General features: G+C 68.9%; 20 protein-coding genes. 10 read left to right on the top strand and 10 right to left on the bottom strand.

The genetic code is table 11. The annotated features are described in order from the left end of the window. Window positions 1-80: 80 nt before the first annotated feature. From AC1RN5_RS20510 to ybaK, 3 genes are all read right to left on the bottom strand, one after another. The gene (locus AC1RN5_RS20510) at window positions 81-2,378 is read right to left on the bottom strand and encodes a TonB-dependent receptor (RefSeq protein WP_493043444.1); all 2,298 of its coding nucleotides are present in this window, start codon (window positions 2,376-2,378) and stop codon (window positions 81-83) included. 378 nt (window positions 2,379-2,756) lie between these two features. Continuing rightward, a complete protein-coding gene (locus AC1RN5_RS20505) occupies window positions 2,757-4,451 on the bottom strand; it encodes a hypothetical protein (protein WP_493043442.1) in 1,695 nt (564 codons plus the stop codon). Window positions 4,452-4,542: 91 nt separating this feature from the next. Next, the gene (gene ybaK / locus AC1RN5_RS20500) at window positions 4,543-5,013 is read right to left on the bottom strand and encodes a Cys-tRNA(Pro) deacylase (RefSeq protein WP_493043440.1); all 471 of its coding nucleotides are present in this window, start codon (window positions 5,011-5,013) and stop codon (window positions 4,543-4,545) included. A gap of 51 nt (window positions 5,014-5,064) precedes the next feature. Here ybaK and AC1RN5_RS20495 point away from each other — a divergent pair, with 51 nt between their 5' ends. Beyond that, window positions 5,065-5,703, top strand: a complete 639-nt coding sequence (locus AC1RN5_RS20495) for a hypothetical protein (protein WP_493043438.1) — start codon at window positions 5,065-5,067, stop codon at window positions 5,701-5,703. 58 nt (window positions 5,704-5,761) lie between these two features. Next, a complete protein-coding gene (locus tag AC1RN5_RS20490; RefSeq protein ID WP_493043436.1) occupies window positions 5,762-6,451 on the top strand; it encodes a hypothetical protein in 690 nt (229 codons plus the stop codon). Between the two features lie 67 nt (window positions 6,452-6,518). Here the strand turns inward: AC1RN5_RS20490 and AC1RN5_RS20485 are convergent, their stop codons facing one another. Then, window positions 6,519-9,305 (bottom strand): hybrid sensor histidine kinase/response regulator, encoded by a 2,787-nt coding sequence (locus AC1RN5_RS20485; protein ID WP_493043434.1) that lies wholly within the window; start codon window positions 9,303-9,305, stop codon window positions 6,519-6,521. Between the two features lie 90 nt (window positions 9,306-9,395). Beyond that, window positions 9,396-9,911, bottom strand: a complete 516-nt coding sequence (locus tag AC1RN5_RS20480) for an RNase H family protein (protein WP_493043432.1) — start codon at window positions 9,909-9,911, stop codon at window positions 9,396-9,398. Between the two features lie 117 nt (window positions 9,912-10,028). Between AC1RN5_RS20480 and AC1RN5_RS20475 the strand changes: the two genes are divergently transcribed. Continuing rightward, window positions 10,029-10,391 (top strand): hypothetical protein, encoded by a 363-nt coding sequence (locus AC1RN5_RS20475; RefSeq protein ID WP_421933352.1) that lies wholly within the window; start codon window positions 10,029-10,031, stop codon window positions 10,389-10,391. Here AC1RN5_RS20475 and AC1RN5_RS20470 read toward each other — a convergent pair. After that, window positions 10,388-11,326, bottom strand: a complete 939-nt coding sequence (locus AC1RN5_RS20470) for a LysR family transcriptional regulator (RefSeq protein WP_493043431.1) — start codon at window positions 11,324-11,326, stop codon at window positions 10,388-10,390. The two genes, AC1RN5_RS20475 and AC1RN5_RS20470, sit on opposite strands and share 4 nt — an antisense overlap. Before the next feature lie 103 nt (window positions 11,327-11,429). Here AC1RN5_RS20470 and AC1RN5_RS20465 point away from each other — a divergent pair, with 103 nt between their 5' ends. The 4 genes from AC1RN5_RS20465 (at window position 11,430) to AC1RN5_RS20450 (ending at window position 13,781) form a co-directional block, all read left to right on the top strand. After that, window positions 11,430-12,056 (top strand): FMN-dependent NADH-azoreductase, encoded by a 627-nt coding sequence (locus AC1RN5_RS20465; RefSeq protein ID WP_493043429.1) that lies wholly within the window; start codon window positions 11,430-11,432, stop codon window positions 12,054-12,056. Between the two features lie 215 nt (window positions 12,057-12,271). Continuing rightward, window positions 12,272-13,336 (top strand): sensor histidine kinase, encoded by a 1,065-nt coding sequence (locus AC1RN5_RS20460; protein WP_493043427.1) that lies wholly within the window; start codon window positions 12,272-12,274, stop codon window positions 13,334-13,336. A 53-nt stretch (window positions 13,337-13,389) separates the two neighbouring features. Further along, window positions 13,390-13,518, top strand: coding sequence for a hypothetical protein (locus tag AC1RN5_RS20455; protein WP_421933356.1), 129 nt, complete (start codon window positions 13,390-13,392; stop codon window positions 13,516-13,518). A gap of 89 nt (window positions 13,519-13,607) precedes the next feature. Further along, a complete protein-coding gene (locus AC1RN5_RS20450; RefSeq protein ID WP_421933357.1) occupies window positions 13,608-13,781 on the top strand; it encodes a hypothetical protein in 174 nt (57 codons plus the stop codon). An 83-nt stretch (window positions 13,782-13,864) separates the two neighbouring features. On the opposite strand, the gene AC1RN5_RS20445 is transcribed toward AC1RN5_RS20450, so the two are convergent. The 4 genes from AC1RN5_RS20445 to AC1RN5_RS20430 all read right to left on the bottom strand — a co-directional run bounded on the left by AC1RN5_RS20445 (window position 13,865) and on the right by AC1RN5_RS20430 (window position 16,083). After that, window positions 13,865-14,248, bottom strand: coding sequence for a hypothetical protein (locus AC1RN5_RS20445; RefSeq protein ID WP_493043425.1), 384 nt, complete (start codon window positions 14,246-14,248; stop codon window positions 13,865-13,867). Window positions 14,249-14,348: 100 nt separating this feature from the next. After that, window positions 14,349-14,543 carry a hypothetical protein gene (locus AC1RN5_RS20440; RefSeq protein ID WP_421933359.1) on the bottom strand — a complete coding sequence of 65 codons (195 nt, stop codon included), beginning with the start codon at window positions 14,541-14,543 and terminating at the stop codon, window positions 14,349-14,351. A 44-nt stretch (window positions 14,544-14,587) separates the two neighbouring features. Then, window positions 14,588-15,538, bottom strand: coding sequence for a DUF6454 family protein (locus AC1RN5_RS20435; protein WP_493043423.1), 951 nt, complete (start codon window positions 15,536-15,538; stop codon window positions 14,588-14,590). Window positions 15,539-15,591: 53 nt separating this feature from the next. Beyond that, window positions 15,592-16,083, bottom strand: a complete 492-nt coding sequence (locus AC1RN5_RS20430; RefSeq protein WP_493043421.1) for a hypothetical protein — start codon at window positions 16,081-16,083, stop codon at window positions 15,592-15,594. A gap of 113 nt (window positions 16,084-16,196) precedes the next feature. On the opposite strand from AC1RN5_RS20430, the gene AC1RN5_RS20425 reads away from it, so the two are divergent. The 3 genes from AC1RN5_RS20425 to AC1RN5_RS20415 all read left to right on the top strand — a co-directional run bounded on the left by AC1RN5_RS20425 (window position 16,197) and on the right by AC1RN5_RS20415 (window position 18,005). After that, window positions 16,197-16,733, top strand: a complete 537-nt coding sequence (locus AC1RN5_RS20425; protein ID WP_493043419.1) for a hypothetical protein — start codon at window positions 16,197-16,199, stop codon at window positions 16,731-16,733. Continuing rightward, on the top strand, window positions 16,723-17,172 hold the full coding sequence (locus AC1RN5_RS20420) for a hypothetical protein (RefSeq protein WP_493043417.1): 450 nt from the start codon (window positions 16,723-16,725) through the stop codon (window positions 17,170-17,172). The genes AC1RN5_RS20425 and AC1RN5_RS20420 overlap by 11 nt, the downstream gene beginning before the upstream one ends. A 392-nt stretch (window positions 17,173-17,564) precedes the next feature. After that, window positions 17,565-18,005 (top strand): hypothetical protein, encoded by a 441-nt coding sequence (locus tag AC1RN5_RS20415; RefSeq protein ID WP_493043415.1) that lies wholly within the window; start codon window positions 17,565-17,567, stop codon window positions 18,003-18,005. Window positions 18,006-19,241: the final 1,236 nt, after the last annotated feature.

Below are 19,241 nucleotides of genomic sequence, written 5' to 3'. Positions count from 1 at the left end.
CGGCGCGCTCGCGCCTGTGCTTTCAGCGCACCACTTGAGGTGGGGCGTCCGAACCCGGCCCCACCCCAGGCTGTCGCGCCCTAGAAGTCGTGCGCCAGGGACACCCCCCACTCCATGGGCGGGCCGTAGCTGGCCTCTTTCAGGCCGAAGGCGGCGCTCGAGGCGTTGCCGCTAACCTTGACCTGCTCGTCGGTGAGGTTGGTCCCGAAGGCCTCGATCCGCCAGGTCTCGTCGGTCGAGGCCCAGGTGATCCGCGCCCCCACCAGGCTGTAGGCCTTCTGGGCCAGGTCCTCGTCGTTGGCGATGTCGTTGTAGTACTTGCCGAAATAGCTGACGTCGCCGCGCAGGGTGAGGGAGCCGAGCTCGCCCAGCTCGACGCGGTGCTGCAGCCCGGCGTTGACCGTCCATTCCGGCGACTTCACGAACTTGGTGGACAGCTTGATGGGCAGGATCTGGGTGGGGCCCAGGCCCTGACCGACCTCGGTGTACTTGGTCTTGGTGTGGCCGACGGCCAGGTTGACGTCCCAGCCGGGGGCCGGACGGGCGACGGCCTCGATCTCGAAGCCCTTGATCTCGCCGGCCGCGGCGTTGGCCACGAAGTTGCGCGGCGTCTGGTTCACCGTGACCTGGATGTCGTCGTACTGGCTGAAATAGGCCGCCCCGTTGAGCACCAGCCGGCGGTCGAACCAGGCGGTCTTGGCGCCCAGCTCATAGGTGCGGATGGTCTCCGGCTGATAGGCGGTGACCTCGGTGATGTCGGCCAGGGGACGGGCGTTGAAGCCGCCGCTCTTGAAGCCCTTTCCGGCCGAGGCGTAGAGCAGGACGTCGGAGGTGGGCTTGAACTCGATCCCCACCTTCGGCGTGAAGGCCGACCAGGAGTCCGACACCGTGGTGTTGGCCACGATGAAGCCGTCGGCGATGCGCCGATGGTCGAGATAGTAGGTCTTCTCGTCCTTGTTGGCGCGCCCGCCCAGGGTGAGGCTCAGGCGGTCGGTGAGGTTGAAGGAGCCCTGGGCGAAGGCCGCGTAGGTGGTGGCGTCCACCACCGTATAGACATTGGCCGAGGGCGAGATGGGCGGCGGGGTGGCGGGCGGGCGGAGGCCCAGGGCCAGGTGGGCGTAGCCGCGATCCGAGCCGTGTTCGTTGAAGTAGTAGAGTCCGGCCACCCAGGTCAGCCGGCCGTCGAAGCCCTCGCCGTTGAACTGGAACTCCTGGCTGAACTGGCGCTGCTTGTCCCAGTTCCGGGTTTCGCGGAAGGTGAAGGGACTGTTGTCCCCGTCGCGGGCGAACTGAGCCTTCAGATGACGATAGGCGGTGATCGACTTGGCCTGGATCGCCCCCAGATCCCAGTTCACGGTCCCCGACACGCCCCAGAGGTCGAGATCGTTGACGTTGGGGCCCGAGCCCCAGGTCGTATAGGGGTCGCCGGTGATGAAGGAGGTGTTCAGGGTCTTCTGGCCGTTGGGCGCGGTGATCCCGAGACCCGGCGCCACGAAGGTGTTGAAGTTGGTCAGGAAGGGCGCGCCGGTGAAGCCGGGGCGGTTGCCCACCGCGATCAGGGTCTGGGGCGCGGAATGCTCCCGGGCCCGGGTGTAGTCGGCCGAGAGGTCGACGGTCAGGTCGGGGGTGGCCGCCCAGCGCAGTTGCACGCGGCCGGCGTCGGCGTTGCGGTTGCCCAGGTCCTGGCCGTCGGAGAGGCGATGGGCGTAGCCGTCGCGATTGAGGCTGCCCCCGGAGATACGGGCGTAGAGGTTCTCCCCCAGGGGGAGGTCGAGATAGCCCTTCAGGTCGCGCCGCTTGAAGCTGCCGACGGTTCCCTCCAGCCGCCCGGCCAGCTCGGTCCCGGGCGCCTGGGAGGTGATCAGCACCGCGCCGCCGATGGTGTTCTTGCCAAACAGGGTGCCCTGGGGCCCGCGCAGCACCTCGATCCGGCCGACGTCGAAGGCGTCGAGCATGCCGCCGATGGAGCGGGCGAAATAGACCCCGTCCACATAGATGCCGACCCCCGGATCGGAGAAGATCGCGAAGTCGTTCTGGCCGACGCCGCGGATGAAGACGGTGGCGTTGTAGTTGCCGCCCGAGAGTTGGGCGGCCCCATCGAAGCGGACGTTCGGCGCGAACTTGGAAATCTCGGCGACGTTGTCCACGCCCCGGTCGGCCAGGGCCTCGGCGCCGAAGGCGGTGACGGCGACAGGGGCGTCCTGCAGCCGCTCCTCGCGCCGGCGGGCGGTGACCACCACCTCCTCCACCTGGGCGGGGGCGGCCTCGGCGCCCTGGGCGAACGCCGGCGGCGCGACTCCGAACAGGGATCCCGCGGCGCCGAGGGCCGCGCCGGCGGCCATCAAGCGGGCGCGAGTCCCGCCAGTCTGATGCAACATAATGTCCTCCCCATATTGTTTGTTAAGCTTACAAAACACGGGTCGATGAGATGTGGCAACAGAAATATAACGTCCAACAAACAGTTGGTTAGGTAGATCGTAAGGTTCCGTACGCAATAGTTTGGCGCCAAACTAATATTGATCGAGGTTCCCCGGAAGACCTCGGGTCGCGGGGATCCAGGCGCGGGGGCGGGCGGCTGACGGGCGGGATGAGCCCCCGCCAGAGGCTGTATCGAGTCGGGCGGGCGGCGACCCCGGGCCTGGCCTTCGGCGCGGCCTGATCGCCCTGAAGCTCGGCGGCCCACGCCCGGCCCCGTTCGCCTGGGTGCCGATCCCGCTAGTGTTCGGCCTGGTCCAGCTGACCCTCAAGCCCAGGGATTAGACGCGGGCCAGCCAGGCCAGGGCCTCGGCCCAGTGCTTGTGGGCCAGGAAGCGGCCGATGCCGGGGAACACCCGCACCGCCTCCACATGGTCCCCTAACCAGGCCTGGACCTCCTCAACGCCGTTCATGGGGTCCTGGTCGCCGTGCCAGAGGGTGACGGGGCAGGCGAGGTCGGAGATGTCGGGGCCACCGGGCCTGGCCGCGCACCGGATGGCGTCGGCGGCGCCCCGGGCGCTGAGGGCCACCGACTCGCGGGTGTAGTCGATGATGAATTCCAGCAGTTCCGGATGGGACTTCAGATAGGCCGCGTCGCCGGGCGCCGAGGCCGCGGCGCGGGCGTAGCGCTCGAACTGGGCGCGGCTTAGGCTGAGCCGCATCATCTCGAAGATCATGTCCGACAGCCAGGGGTTCCGGTAGATGCGCCGCCAGAACAGGGTCAGCGTGTGGCCCTTGTCGCGCTCCCGCTCGGCCTGCAGGCCCGGCGGCCGCCCGGACGCCAGCAGGATGCGAGTGGCCGAGTCCCCCAGCTGCACCGCCGCCTCCATGGCGTAGGCCGCGCCGTCGGTGTTGGTGGTGATCTGCAGACCGTCGATGCCCAGGTGGCGGATGAGCGCCACGGAGTCGGCCGCGACATTGGCGTAGGTGAAGTCCGGATGCGGATCGGACCGCCCCGAGCCCGCCCGCTCGGTGGCGATGAGCCGAAGGCCCATGTCGCGGGCGAGCGCATTGGTGCCGCGGGGCAGCAGGCTGGAGGCCAGGTCCTGGGTGATCACCAGGACGGGGCGGCCGGCGGGGTCGCCATAGTCGCGCCAGGCCAGGCGGCGGCCGTCGGCGAGCTTGAACAGCTGCACCGGCGGGGCGGTCTCGGCGGCGCCGCGCTCGGTGGCGAAGATGGTGGGGGAGGCGCGCGAGGCGCCGGGGTCCTCAAAGGCCTGGGCCAGGGTTCCGAGCTGGGTCAGGGCCCGGACCAGTTCACTCTGCCGGTTCAGGCCCATCTTGTCGAACACGGCGCGCAGCTGGTTGCGCACGGTGTTGAGGCTGACCGCCAGGTCGTCGGCGGCTTCCTTCAGGCTGAGGCCGTCCTTCAGCCGCGCCGCCAACCGGGTCTCGGCCGGGGTCAGGCCGAAGCTTTCCCGCACGCTGGCCCACAGCCGGTCGGTGGTCTCCAGGGCCGGGAAGACGATGGCGATGTCTCCCTCCCCCCGCGGCGAGGGCTGCGGAAGGGTGGCGGCGAGACCCGGCGGCAGGGCGACGGCGGGGGTCACATAGGCGAAGTGCGGACCCTCATCCGCCTCGTCGAGGAACTTGACGATGACCTGGCGGCCGCGGGTCTCGCGCAGCCGCTTGCGGGCCTGGGTCAGGGCCTCGTGATTGGAGGGATTGAGGAAGGAGAGGCCGCGCGCCTCGATCCGCCCCAGGCGGTGCTTGAACAGGCTCTCGCCGGCCGGGTTGCAGGCCACCGCGCCGCCGGCGCCGGAGACCACGATCACCCCCACGTCGGCCCGGTCCCCGCCGCCCGCCGCGGCCCGCGCCAGGCTGGCCATGCCCCGGGTCTCCTGGAGCGGCTCGCCCTCCTGGGCGGGGACGTCCAGGGCCGCGATCACCTCCTCCCAACGCTCGGGATCGGCGGCGACGGCGTACATGGTCTCGATGACGAGGGCGATGTTGGCCTTGGACTGGGCGGCGGACATTCGGGCCTTTGGGGGAGGAGACCGGGAGGACCAGCTTACACCGCGCCCGCGCAAGTCGATCCCCTTTCCTCCCCGGCGCGGCGGGATCAGGTCAGGTGATGGCCGCCACCTTGGCGCCCAGGGCCGCCACCAGGTCGGCGGGCGCGAGCTGCGCCTGCAGGCCCCGCTGGCCGCCGTTGACGAAGACCTGGGCGTGGGCGAGCGCGGCCTCGTCCACCACGGTGGGGGCCGGGCGCTTCTGGCCGAAGGGGCTGACCCCGCCGACCCGGTAGCCGGTGATCCGCTCGGCGTCGGCGGGCTTCATCATCGCCGCGGCCTTGCCACCGAACGCCGCGGCCAGCTTCTTCATGGCCACCTCCTGGTCGGAGGCCAGGACGGCGCAGACCGGCTTGCCGTCCACCTGGCCCATCAGGGTCTTGAGCACCCGGGCGGGATCGGCGCCCAGGCTCTCGGCGGCCTGGAGACCAACGCGACCCGCCTCCGGATCGTAGTCATAGGTGTGCAGGGTGAAGGCGACGCCGGCCTTGCGCAGCGCCAGGGTCGCGGGAGTGGTCTTGGCCATGGCCGGCAAGCTAGCTGGACGCGGCGGGCTTGAGAATGCGAGACGAGGGCCATGCGCGTCCTTCCCCTGCTCCTCGTCCTCCTGGCCGGTCCCGCCGCGGCGGCCGACTGGCCCGACACGCCCCTGGCCCGCCTGTCGGCCCAGGCCCAGGTCCAGGGCCTGAACGCCGAGCTGCTGAGCCGCGACAGCGCCACGGCCACCCTGCAGCGCTGGTGCGACGCCCACGGGCCCGGCGGCGGGGCGAAGATCGTCGCCCGGCGGATCACCGGGGCCGACAAGCCCGCGGGCGAGGCCGAACGGCGCGACCTGCGGGTCTCGGCCGAGGCGCCCGTCGCCTATCGGCGGGTCGAGCTGGCCTGTGGCGACAAGGTGCTGTCGGAAGCTGACAACTGGTACCTGCCGGCCCGCCTGACCCCGGCCATGAACACCGCCCTGAACACCACCCAGACCCCCTTCGGGGTGGTGGTGCGGCCGCTGGACTTCCGCCGCCGGACCCTGGCGGCCGAGGCGCTGTTCCAGCCCCTGCCGGCCGGATGGGAGGGCCGCCCCCTACCCGCGGCCGGGCCGGGCGCCCTGACCGTGCCGCACGAGATCCTGCGCCACCGCGCGGTGCTGACGACGCCGGACGGGACGCCCTTCAGCCTGGTGGTGGAGACCTATACCGACCAGGTCCTGGTCGCGCCGCCCTGAGTCTTCCAAGGCCAAGCTCGTTGTCCTAGGGTGGCGCCCACAACGGGGAGTGGCGACCATGAAACGAGTGGCTTTGAGCGTTCTCGCCGCGGCGGTCCTGGCGGGCGCAGCGCCCGCCCTGGCCCAGGACATGAGCCATACCGAGAAGCTGAGCCTGCAGCCCAAGCGGGTGAAGGGCCTGCTGCTGGGGTTCGGCTATGAGCTGGGGGAATATTCCGGCCAGGTGAAGGCGGTGAACAAGCAGACCCGGGCGCTCGGCATGTTCTCCAGCGACTATGCGAAGACCAGCTTCACCGTCGCCTCGCCGCGCCTCAAGGCGCCGATGACCGTCAATTGCGAAGGCGGCCAGAACCGCTTCGGCTTCAGCTGGATCGACTTCAAGCGCAACGACCTGGCCTATGTCTGCAACTTCGAGGGTGGCCCCCCGGACGCCTCCTTCGCCCTGGTGCTGAGCGACGGCAAGTTCATGGACAAGCTGTACCAGCCGCAGCGGGCCGCGGAGATCCGCTATGGCGGCGTCACCCTGCGGGCCAAGACCAGGAAGATGCCCGGCTCCATGCCCCTGGGGGGCGGAAGCACCATGTCCTACGTGATCCTGAAGGGCGACCAGGAGGTCGGCGGCATGGTCCGCACCCCCTTCAAGGGGACGGTCTATCTGCCGGTCCAGGGGTCTCCCGACCGCGACGCCGCCGCGGCCATGGCGCTGGCCCTGTTCTTCTTCACCGACCCGGGCGCCCAGACCCGCTGACCCCGCTCGGCCTTGAGTTGGCGCGGGGTGCGGGCCGAAAACCGGTCGCCCCCTTTCCTCATCCCGCTCAGCGCTCGATCATCTCGCGGATCTTGGCGGCGAGCTGGTCGAGGGCGAAGGGCTTGGTGATCATCTCCATCTCGGGGTCCAGGAAGCCCGAGCGGACGGCGGCGTTCTCGGCGTAGCCGGTGACGAACAGCACCTTGAGGCCCGGCCGGTGCTGGCGCCCGATCTCGGCCACCTGGCGGCCGTTCAGTCCGGGCAGGCCGACGTCGGAGACCATCAGGTCGATGCGCTGGTCCGACTGCAGGATCGGGATGGCGGCCTGGCCGTCATGGGCCTCGATGGCCGCGTAGCCCAGCTCCGAGAGCACCTCCACCACCAGCAGGCGCACGGCGTCGTCGTCCTCCACCACCAGCACGGTCTCGCCGGCCCCGCGGGGCGCCTCGGGGCGGACGGGCTCGGCCTCGCCCTCGCCGGCCTCGCCGGTGAAGCGCGGCAGGAAGAGCTTCACGCTCGAGCCCTGGCCCACCTCGCTGTAGATGCGGACATGGCCGCCGGACTGGCGGGCGAAGCCGTAGATCATGGACAGGCCCAGGCCGGTGCCCTGGCCGATGGGCTTGGTGGTGAAGAAGGGGTCGAAGGCCTTGGCGATCACCTCCGGGGTCATGCCGGTCCCGGTGTCGGTGACCGAGAGCACGGTGTAGTCGCCCACCTGCAGGTCATCGTGGCGGGCGACATAGCGGGCGTCCAGATGGGTGTTGGCGGTCTCGATGGTCAGCTTGCCGCCGGCCGGCATGGCGTCGCGGGCGTTGATGGCCAGGTTGAGGACGGCGTTCTCCAACTGGCCGGCGTCGCCGAAGGCCGGCCAGACGCCAGGATCCAGGGCGATCTCCAGCGCCACCTGCTCGCCGAGGGTCCGCTGCAGCAGGTCGCCCATGGAGGCCACCAGGGCGTTGACGTCGATGGCGGTGGGATCCAGCGACTGGCGCCGGGCGAAGGCCAGCAGGCGATGGGTCAGGGCCGCGGCGCGGCTGGCGGAGGTCGAGGCCGCCTCCATGAACCGCGAGATCTCCGAGAGCCGTCCGGTCTCGATGCGCCGCTTGATCAGGTCCAGGGAGCCGATGATCCCGGTGAGCAGGTTGTTGAAGTCGTGGGCGATGCCGCCGGTGAGCTGGCCGACGGCCTCCATCTTCTGGGCCTGGCGCAGGGCGTCCTCGGTCTCCCGCAGCCGGGCCTGGGCCTCCTTGTCGGCGGTGACGTCGCGGGCCACGCAGTAGTTCAGCCCCTCGTCGGAGACGGCGGTCCAGGAGAGCCAGCGATAGCCGCCGTCGCGGTGCTGGAAGCGGTTCTCGAAGCGCTGGGTGGGCTCGCCCGCCGACAGCTTGCGGACCTCCTCGCGGGTGCGCGCCCGGTCCTCGGGGTGTTCCAGCCACCCGGTGGTGCGGCCGGCCATCTCGTCCTCGGGCCAGCCGAGGGTGGCGGTCCAGGCCGGGTTGGCGCTGAGCACGATACCGGCCTTGTCGGTGACCATCAGCAGGTCGCGGCTGACGTTCCAGATGCGGTCGCGCTCACGGGTGCGGGTCTCGACCTCCTCCTCCAGGGCCTGCTGGTGGCTGGCCTGGGCCTCGCGAGCCAGCACCATGTCCTCCACCTCGGCCGCGGCGCCGACCCACTTGGTGACCGCGCCGGCCTCGTCGCGCAGGGGCAGGCCGCGGACCAGGAACCAGCGATAGGCGCCGTCGTGGCGCCGCAGGCGGAACTCGACATTGTAGGGCTCTCCGGAGGCGACGCAGGCGCTCCAGACTCCGCCCACCCGCGCCAGGTCGTCGGGATGGATGGCGTCGAACCAACCGTCGCTGATGGTCTGCTCCAGGGTCAGGCCGGAATAGGTCAGCCACTGCTGGGTGGCGTAGTCGAGCCCCCCGTCGGGACCGGCGCTCCAGGCGAAGCCCGGCATGGCCTCGGTCAGGGTCCGGAACCGCTGCTCGCTTTCGCGCAGGGCGGCCTGGGCGGCCTTCATGTCGGTGATGTCGAAGCTGACCCCCAGGAAGCGGCGAGGCGCGTTCTCGTCGGCGGGCAGCACCTCGCCGCGGCGGCCGATCCAGCGGACCTCGCCGGTGTCGGGCCGGGTGATGCGGTACTCGGCATATTCCAGGGGCTTGTCGGACTGGATGCGGTGGGGTCCGGTGACCGCCCGGTCGACGGGGTCCACCAGGCTGACCAGCAGCTTGTCGGTCACCTCCACATCGGGGGCGATGCCCCAGATCCGGCGGTACTCCTCGGAGACCTCCACCCGCCCGGTGTCGGGATACCATTCGAAGGCGCCGACCCGGCCGGCCCGCTGGGCGATCTGCAGGCGTTCGTCGGCGCGGACCCGTTCGGTGATGTCGAAGACGATGGCCAGGACTCCGGCCGGAACGCCGTGCTCGTCGAGCACCGGGCTGTAGTCGAGGTCGAGGAAGACCTCCTCGGGCGCGCCGTTGCGGAACAGCACCAGCTGGGTCTTGCGATAGGCCAGGGTGCCGCCGGCCAGGCCCACCTTCATGACATTGGCGTTGAAGTCGGCCACCTCTGGCCAGCCCTCCAGCACCTTGGAGCCCAGGAGCTGGGGGTGACGCTTGCCGGCGAAGATGGAGTAGGCGTCGTTGTAGATCATCACCCCGTCGGGGCCCCACAGCATGACGATGGGGACCGGGGTCTGCAGCAGGATGTCGGTGGCGGTCTTCAGGCTCTGGGGCCAGAGGTCGATGGGGCCGAGGCCGGTGGCCGCCCAGTCGAACGTGCGGATCAGGGCGCCGGTCTCGCCGCCGCCCCTTGGCCACTGGAACTCAGGTGCTTCCCGCAGGCTCATGCGCGCGGCGGCCGACTGTCTGGCAAGATGGGCGCCCCCTCGCGGCCCTAAACGCGCAACCTTCACATTGGCTGCACGCCGGGCCGGAATTCAGGCGTCCGAAAGCCCGGGGAACTTGGCGAGGTTGGGCTTGGGGATCGGCGAGGTGAAGGCGCCCGCGGCCTTGCACTTCTCCCGGGCGAAGTCCGACCAGGCGGCGACGAAGCCGGCAGGCTCCTTGCCGCTGGGCGCAGCGGTGACGCGGGTGAAGGTGACCGGGCGGGCCAGGGCGACGGCTGCGACCTTCTCCCACAGGTCGCGATGGGCGACCGGCTCGCCCGTATCGGTAACCCAGCCGGCGGCCTTCCAGGCGGCGAGGCTGGCGGCGCCCGTGATCACCAGGGCGCTGTCGGAACAGACGGTGACCGGCGCGGCGGCAGGGGCGCCCTCCAGCTCGGCCAGGGCGCGGACCACCGCCGTCAGCTCCATGCGCGGGGTGACCGCCTGGCGCTCGCCGCCGGCGGCGCCGCGGGCCTCGCCGCGCCAGGTCCGCACATAGGCCCAGCCGCCAAAGCCACGGCTGTCGGTGCAGACGCCGTCGGTCCACAGGGTGATGATGTCGGTCATGGCCGCCTCTTGCCCCGCGCGCGCGCCAACCCGCAAGCCCTAAGCCTTGCGGGCCCGCCGCAAAGCGATCATCTGCTGGGCTCACGCGGCCGTTCGCGGCCCTGCCGGAATATCGAAATGCGTAAAGAAGAGATCGGCGATCGCGCCAGCGAGATCGTCTGGCGCGGCCGCCAGTGGATCGTCACCGACTTTGGCCTGGAGACCCTGGGGGATCCCTTTCCCTATGAGATCGCCGCCATCCGCCTGAGCGAGGGCTGGCAGGGCGCCGACGAGAGCCTTCTGGCCTGGCCCATGGAGTTGGCCGGCAAGACCTGGGTCGACTACCGCGACTTCGTCACCGCCTTCCTGGTGGCGCTGGGGGTGCACCAGGAGGCCTACGCCCCGGTGGACATCGCCACCATCCGCGCCTCCCTGCGTGAGGGCGCCGCCCGCTGGGAGGCCACCAAGGCCGAGATGCTGGGCGAGTTCGACGACGACTAGATCGCGAGGTCGGCCGCTTTCGCCGCCTTGCGGTGGGCGTAGCAGGCGTCCCAGTAGGGCTCGCCGCCGAACCGCTCCAGGAGCAGCTCGGTGAGCGCCCGAACCTTGCCGGCCATGTGGCTGGCCGGGGGCGGACGCACGACATAGAGGCCGGCCTCCGGGGTCGGATAGTCGCGCAGGATCGGGACCAGGGTCCCCTTCTCGATGGACTGGCCGCTGAGGAAGGTGGGCAGCATGGCGATCCCGACCCCGGCCTCCGCCGCATAGACCAGGGCCTGGCCGTTGTCGGCCCGGAAGCGGGCGTGGCCCTGGACGGTGATCTCGCGCCGGCCGTCCCGGAAGCGCCAGACCTCGTTGATCTGCAGCACCGCGTCGTGGCCGGCCAGCTCGGCCGGGGTCCTGGGTTCGCCGCGGCGGGCCAGATAGTCGGGGCTGGCCACCATCACCCCGTGGATCGGCGCGATCTTGCGGGCGATCAGGCTGGAGTCCGACAGGGTTCCCAGGCGGACAGCCACGTCGAACCGCTCGCCGATCAAGTCCACGAACCGGTCGCTGTAGGACGCCTCCACCTGCAGCCGGGGATGACGCATGGCCAGTTCGGCCAGGACCGGCGCCAGGTGGGTCATGCCGAAGGACAGCGGCGCGGCGATGCGCAGGGTCCCGACCACCTCGTCGCCACGCTGAGCCAGGGCGTCGCGGGCGGCCTCCAGGTCGGCCAGGACCTGGTCGGCCCGGCCCTTGAACTCCAGCCCCGCCTCGGTGATGGCCACCCCGCGGGTGGTGCGGCTGAGCAGCTGGGCGCCCAGCTCGGACTCCAGGCGGGCCACCCGCCGGCTGACCATGGACTTCGACAGGCCCAGCCTCTGGCCCGCGCGCCCGAAGCCGCCGGCGTCGGCCACGGTGACGAAGGCCTGGATATCCTCGAGATCGAACATGTTCCCGTTTCCGCAACAGTCTGGGGCCGCAACCCTCACTATTGTTGCGAGTTTGGAACCACCAGCTTGGACGGGTCAATCACTCAGCGCCCCGGAGGGCGACATGTCCCAAGTTCTCGTTCTCAATTCCAGCCTCAGCGGCGAAGCCTCGGTCTCCCGGATTCTGGTGGCCGAAACCGTGGCCCAGCTCACCGCCCGTGACCCCGCCGCCAAGGTGGTGATCCGCGACCTGGCGGAGGCCGCGGTTCCGCACCTGACGCCCCAGACCGTCGCCGGGGTGCGCGCCACCGCCACGACCCCGGCCGAGATCGCGGCCCGGGCGCTGTCGGACGCGCTGATCGCCGAACTGCGCGCCGCCGACACCATCGTGATCGGGGCGCCGATGTACAATTTCTCGATTCCCACCACCCTGCGAGCCTGGTTCGACCACGTCCTGCGGGCGGGCGAGACCTTCAGCTATTCCGAGGCCGGTCCCAAGGGCCTGCTGGAGGGCAAGAAGGTGATCGTGGTGGAGAGCCGCGGCGGCCTCTACAGCGAGGGCCCGGCCCAGGCGATGGACTTCCAGGAGCCCTATCTGCGCCAGCTTCTGGGCTTCATCGGCCTGACCGACGTCACCTTCGTCCACGCCGAGAAGATCGGCTATGGCCCCGACGCTCGCGACGCCGCCATCGCCGGCGCCAAGGTCCGGCTGGCCCAGGTCGTCGCGGCCGACCTGCCCCAGGCGGCCTGACGCTTGAATCTTCCTCCCCCCCTCGCCGGGAGGAAGATTCCCCGGGCGCATTAAACTGTACTCGCGGCCAACTGCCTCAGACATCTCCCATTATGTCGGACACGCGACAAGTTATGTGAAATAATGAACTTACCGTTGGTAGAGTTCTTGGCGCCGGCGGCAGAGAGATCTGGGCGACAGCCCGTGCTCCCGCCGCGCGCGAAGGAGCTTCCATCTTGCCCAGCCCCGCGGATCAGAGCCTCGCCCTGGCCATGGTGGCGTCCTCCACCGCCCCGTTGCTGCTGCTGGACGGCGAATTCGCGGTCATCGCGGCCAGCGCCTCGTTCCTGACCGCCTTCCAGGTCGAACCGCCCGCCGTGGCGGGACGTCCGATCTTCGCCCTGGGCGCCGGCGAGTGGGACGTGCCGCAGCTTCGGTCCCTGCTCGCCGCCAGCCTGTCGGGGGCCGAGATCGACGCCTACGAGATGGACCTCGGGGCGCCGGACGGCCCCCAGACCCTGATCCTCAACGCCCGGCGCCTCGACTACGGCCAGGCCGAGGCCCCGCGCCTGCTGCTCACCGTCACCGACATCACCGGCGTCCGCCTGCGGGACCGCCAAGGGGCCGACGCCCTGAAGGAGAAGGACGACCTGCTGCGGGAGAAGGCCATCCTGCTGCGGGAGGTCCAGCACCGGGTCGCCAACAGCCTGCAGATCATCGCCAGCGTGCTGCTGCAGACCGCCCGCAAGGTTCCGTCCGAGGAGACCCGCGCCTATCTGAAGGACGCCCACAACCGGGTGATGTCCATCGCCACGGTGCAGCAGCAGCTCTCCGCCACCAGCCTCGACGCCGTCCGGCTGGGCCCCTATCTGGTCCGGCTGTGCGAAAGCCTGGGCGCCTCGATGATCCGCGACCCGAACCAGATCACCCTGGCGGTGACCTGCGACGACAGCTTCATCGAGGCCAATGTGTCGGTGAGCCTGGGCCTGATCGTCACCGAACTGGTGATCAACGCCCTGAAACACGGCTTCCCCGGCCATCGGCGCGGCAAGATCGTGGTGGACTACCAACGCGACGGCGACAACTGGACCCTTTGCGTGCAGGATGACGGGGTCGGCATCCCCACGAACCTGGAGGCCGCCAAACCAGGCCTCGGCACCAGCATCGTCGAGGCCCTGGCCAACCAGCTCAGCGCCGGGGTCGAGACCACGCAGGCCCATCCCGGGACGCGGATCTCGATCGTGCACACGGCCATCCCCGTCCTCGACGGCGTCGCCCCGGCGACGACGCAGGCGGTCTAGACGACTGACGATCCGCCCCGGACCGCCAGGCCAAGCCGCAAGGACCCTCTCTCATGCGAACCTACCCCAGCACGCGACCCACCGCCCCCAAGGGCCTGAACGACCCCCGCTCCACCGGCCCCACCGCCGAGCGGCCCAAGCTCGTCCAGGCCGCCCTGCCCAATGGACAGCAGCGGCGCTGATCGTCACGCCAAAGGCCCGCTGGCCAAGCTTTACCGCGGGCCGCCGGGCGGGGTGACGTGCTAGGATAAGGCTTCCGGAGGACGATCCCTTGGCTGACCCGACAGATGACCCGCCCGCCGAGACCCCGATCCAGAAGGCTCTGCGCCTGAAACAGGCGGCCCTGGACGCCAAGCCCAAGCCGCCCCGCGGCGGCCGTTTCCAGCGCGAGCGCGCGGCGGCGGCCTCGTCCTCGGCCAAGTCCAAGCCCTGGATGTCGCGCTAGGGGCCCCTGGGGACGGACGGACTCATCCGACCCGTTCCAAAGGGCTCCAAGTTCAAAGATCTGGAGCCCGGCGGACCCTGATCCTAACGGTGGTCGCACACCCACTTGGCGGCCTCGACAAGGGGGCTGCCGCCGGCCACGCGTGTCTCACGAAAGACCCCGTCCTTCATCTCCTCGATCACCGCCCAGGTGGATTTGTCGGGATCATAGGACGACCATCCAGAGGTGTTCTGAGCGCAGTCCACCCGATGATCGCGGACGCCCTTGGGAACGCCGCAGAACCGGAACCGGAACGCCGTCTTTCCGTCGGGACCGAGGTGGACACTGTCGGTGTCCACGCAGCTCTCCAGCCCTTCGATCGGGGAATCGGAGACCTGCAGCCAGGTCTCGGCCCGCGCCGGCGCCTCAGCCCCAACCAGGGCCAGACCGAGCGCGCAAGCGGCGCTCCAGCGATATGACCTCTGCATGCCACGCCTCCCGCAACAGGTCCGCCGCGCCTCGCGGCCTCGCCGCCAGCTTCGCAGCCCGCTCCGGACTTGTCACCGAGTGCGGCGGGAGGTCAGGGCTTCAGGCGTCGTCGCCGGCTTCCACCACGCCCCGCAGATGGGCGAGGAATTCCTCGCGGGAGGCCTGGGTGAAGGCCTGGCCCAGTTCCTGGGTGGCTTCCAGCAGGTTGTACTTGCCGTCGCTGAAGCGCAGCAGGACGCTTTCGATATAGCGGTCCAGCAGGACACGATCGGGGCCGGTGAGATTCTGATGCATAGGAGCAAACTACGCTCCCCGCTGGCCGCGCGCCATGCGCTGCGTCAATTCCGGGGCGGGGCCGCATCGTAGGCGAAGAGGGTGGCGCGGTCGTCGTCGGGCATGAACCAGGCGCGCAGCCCCCCGGCGCTCGCCTCGACGAAGACCGGGTTCTGGGTCATGGGCCGGCCCGACGGCGCCCATAGGGGAACCGGCGCCTGCCAGACCGGCCGGTGGTCGCGCAGGTCGACGATCTCCAGCCCGCCGAGGGCGAGGCTCCCGCCCTTGGGGCTGCGATAGTCCGCCAGGCCCGAGCACAGCATCTTCGCGCCGCCGAGGGCGTGGCAGTCCTGGTAGTCGATGTAGCTGGTGGGATTGGCGCTCACCTTCGGCGGACCGGCGCGGCCTGCGCGCGATATCGACCAGCTGTAGAACCGCCGCCCGCCCCAGGAGACCCCATGCAGGGTCCGCGTCTGGCGGTCATAGGCCACCGCCCCGATGTGGTCGGCGATCCGCAGCATCTCCACCGACCGCAGCGTCTTCGGATCGACCCGGTAGATGACCGCGCGGCTGTCGGGACGGTACTCCGCCACCGGGACCCAGATATCCCGGCCGTCGAAGTCGATCCCGCCGGGGTGGTAGGCGTCGCCGTCGCCGAGGACCAGGTCCCCCAGGCGCTCACCGCCGGGCCCGATCCGCAGCAAGTGGCCCACGCCCGCCCCGGGGCTCCGGCCGCCCGGCGCCCCGGCCAGACGCGAGGGATAGGCCTTGATCTCGACGGAGGAGACGAAGAAATCCTGGCCGATCCTGACCATGCCCTGGGGATGGTAGGCCGGTCCGACCACCGCGACCGCGGCGGCCTGGGTCCAGACCGTGGCGCGGTCCACCTGCATCAGCCGGTCGGCCAGGGACGGGGCGGCGAGGGCCGGCGCCCCGAGCAGTCCGAAACCCGAGAGGATCAGCAGGGTGAGGGTCTTGATCATCCGGGGCCTCTGGGTGGCGGTCACGTCCACCACGCCCGACCTTCCGGTCCGCCCGCAACCGAAATCCGCGGGCCGACCCCCGGATCCTAGCCGCCGTGCATGTGCTCGCAGCTGACATTGGGATTCATGTCGGCGAAGGCGCCCTTGGGATTGGGCTTCCAGGCCCAGACGTGCAGCTCATAGAAGGGATTGAGCCCGTAGCGGTTGGGGGCGCCGTTGAAGGCGAACAGGTGTCCGTCCAGGGAGGCCGGGCCCTTGAAGGAGATGTACTCCACCGCCACCAGGCTCATCTTGCCGCCGGGGCCGGGCTCATACATCACCGCCTGGGGACGCTTCACGTTCGGCGTCTCGTCCTTCAGGTATTCGGCGTTCACATAGTGGACCCCCATGGCCCCGCCATCGATCCCGCTGGTGCAGGGGATCGGCGCATAGCCCTCGGCGACGGCGACCTTCACATCCTTGAACCGCTCATTGGCGGCGCGGACCTGCTCCACCAGCGGATTGGCCGCCACCCCGGCGGTGGCGCCGCCGACGGCGAACAGGGACATGAGCCCCACGGCCCAAACAAACGTCTTCATGCATCTTCTCCTGGGCCCTGGATTGGGCCGGGAGCGGTGACTAGCCGGGCGAGACGCCCGGCCGTGAGAGGCGATGAGGCCAATTTGCGGGGGTGAACGCGTCCGGCGCGAGCTTGCCGGAAGAGAACAAATCAGGTGCGCATCATGTTGTGTCCGATCTAGAGCCTCCCAACGCGACCTCAAATCCGAGCTTCTTCGACGGCCGGTTGATGATCGACATCCTTGCTTGGGACTGGAACCTGCGCGTTGCGACGAACCAGGCCGTGACTCGGTCGAAGGCGCGATCCCTAGTCCTGGACTATGGCCGCGACTTCACCATCCACGGCCGCGTGCGCGCGCCCCGCGAGCACCGCGGCAAGGACATCAAGGTGACCTTGTCGCCGTTTGGGCCGAAGGTCCGTTTCGGACGCGGAGGCCTCCAGCAGGTGGGCAAACTCACGGCATGTCCGGAAGGCTCCGACTTCGATCTTGAGGCGGTGCTGATGTTGCCGGAGGCGGCTATCGCTTCCACCGCCGCATCTCTGGCGTCGACTTGGAAGCATCTCCAGATCAAAACCCATGACGAGGGGCCGGGCGGCGCGAAAGCGTCTGCGTATTTCTTCCAAGCTCGCATCCCTCCTAACCTTGAAGCTTGGGCGAATGCCGACTGAGGCCCGACAAGACTTTCTCGTCGAGCTGCGGGGCTACGACGGCGGGCTCGGCCTCATGCCTTGCCCGCCATCTGTCCCGAAGGCGCACCGCTTTCAAGGCGGCCTGATCTACTCTCGAATGATTGAAATCGAGGCTCGCGTGCTTGCACCTCAAGCGTTGGCGGGCCGACGGATGCGGATCTGGCTGGATCAACTGGAGCGCTGGCGCTTCAGCCGACATGAGCCGCCCCACATCGGCGACATCCACGACCGCACCGGAGAGCTTCCCGGCGGCGGACTGGAAGCTAGGCTCTACATTCCGAAGGACGCTTGGCTGACAGCCATGAGTTGCCTGAGCACAGTCTGGCGCCGCCTAAGGATGACGGGAGCAGACGATGACGGCGGGAGGATGAGGCTTGTCGATTTCTCGTTCTCATCAGGCGAGCCGACGCGTCCCTAGACGACAATATCGGTGGCGGTGGGCGCAGTGCGCCGCCAAATATTCTCTCTTTTCCCTGTTTTGATATTTTATCTATCCGCGGATGACGCTGCCTCGCCGCGCTCGCCCCGGAGAATGGCGCTTTCTCGTCGGGATCCACGTCGGGACAGGTGAAATAGCGCTCCAAGAACAGGGAATCTCGGCTCGCGGAACAGGGATCTTTCGGCGGAAGAGCAGGGCTTCATCTCGACCAGTCAGAAGAACATCTGCGACCGCCCCGACAACCCGCCGCCGAGGCGCAGCCACTGGGCGCGAAGCTTGCCGCACAAGAACAAAGGGCGTACGGATTCGTTGTGTCAAACGCAGATCCTCCCAACGCGGCCTCCGATCCGGGCTTCTTCGACGGCCGGCTGATGATCGACATACTTGCTTGGAATTGGAACCTGCGCGTTGCGACTAACCAGCCGGTGACTCGCTCGAAGGGGCGATCCCTAGGCCTGGACTACGGTCGCGACTTCACTATCCACGGCCGCGTCCGCGCACCCCGCGAACTTCGCGGCAAGGAGATGAAAGTGACGCTGTCGCCGTTTGGCCCGAGGGTACGCTTTGGACAGGGAGGTCTGCAGCAGGTGGGCGCCCTGGCAGAATTGCCCTCAGGCTCCGACTTCGACTTTGAGGCGATGCTCATGTTGCCTGAAGAGGCGATCGCCTCCACCGCGACGTCCTTGGGGTTGGCATGGAAGCATCTGCAGATTCGAGTCGGCGACGGCGGTCTCGGGAGCACGAGCATCGTCGCCTACCACTTCCACGGCAGCATTCACCCAAATCTTGATGCCTGGGCAAATGCTGACTGAAGCGCGGCTAGACTTTCTCATCGAGCTGCGTGGCTACGACGGCGGGCTCGGCCTTATGCCTTGCCCGCCATCGGTCCCCAAGGCGCACCGTTTTCAAGGTGGTCTGATCTACTCTCGAACGATCGAAATCGAGGGTCGTGTGGTTGCGCCTGAAGGTTTGGCCGGCCGCCGGATGCGCATCTGGCTAGACCAACTGGAGAGCTGGCACTTCAGCCGAAGTGAGCCGCCCCAGATCGGTGACATCTATGATCGGGCGGGAGAGCTTCCAGGGGGCGGCCTGGAGACCACGCTCTACATTCCCAAGGATGCGTGGCTCACAGCCACTATTTGCCTTAGCACAGTCTGGCGCCATCTCAGGCTGACGGGAGCCGATGGTGACGGTCCAAGTATGCGGCTCGTAGACTTCTCATTCTCATCGGACGGCCTGCCTCCTCGTTGATGATGGCCCACTACCTTCTGGGCGGGCCAAACTTCAACGGGGGCGTACCGACTTCCCCGGTCGTGCTGCAGTGCCATAGCCGCTTGTTTTGGTTTTGCCAGCACTCCGAACTCTTCGCCGTCTGACATATCTTTCGGTCAGCTTCGAACTGTTGATTGCATTGAGGCCTGTCACTCCATTTATCACCCGGTCGTGCCGAGCCACCGGAGCCGCCGCCGGAACGCGGACTGTAGCCGGACGGGAAGCCGCCGCCATAGGGAGGCAGCGTACCTGGAGTATATCCGTGACAATTCTGGCACCCTCGAATGCCCCAGTAGTCCCAAAAGCCCCGAGGTGGCGCGGCGGCTAGCTGATACTGACCTGCAGTCGGTCGTCCCTCCCAGGAAGCCGGTGAATAGTCGTCAAACTTGTCCTCTTGCTGCTGCGCAGGCGCCCTTGGGGACTGACCTCCTTTGGTTCGTCGGGAGAATGAGTCGTACGCGCCGGCGGCTGCCTGGCGTCGCTCCTCCTCGATTTGGGCTGGCGATCGAAGATACCACTGCTTCAACGCGTCACCTTCCAGGCGCGCGGGATCGATCTGGCCAAAGGCCATGCTGCTCTCCTTGAACGGCTGTGCGCGCACGGGCTGATAGGCGCTAGCGCGGCGATTAGGGTGTGGAGGGCGTGGCTCTTGGTGCGGAACCTTGTCCGCCAAACGGCGGGTGGCGGCGCAGTGATCGACGCTCGTTGATCATCCCACAGCACGGCCCGGGCGTCAAGAACAAAAAGGGAACATTTGAGCTGTCTTCAGGCTGACC

This window comes from Phenylobacterium sp. GW821-FHT12F10 (assembly GCF_058806695.1).
The sequence above is the reverse complement of the archived record's forward strand: the minus strand, read 5'-3'. Positions and strand labels throughout refer to the sequence as shown.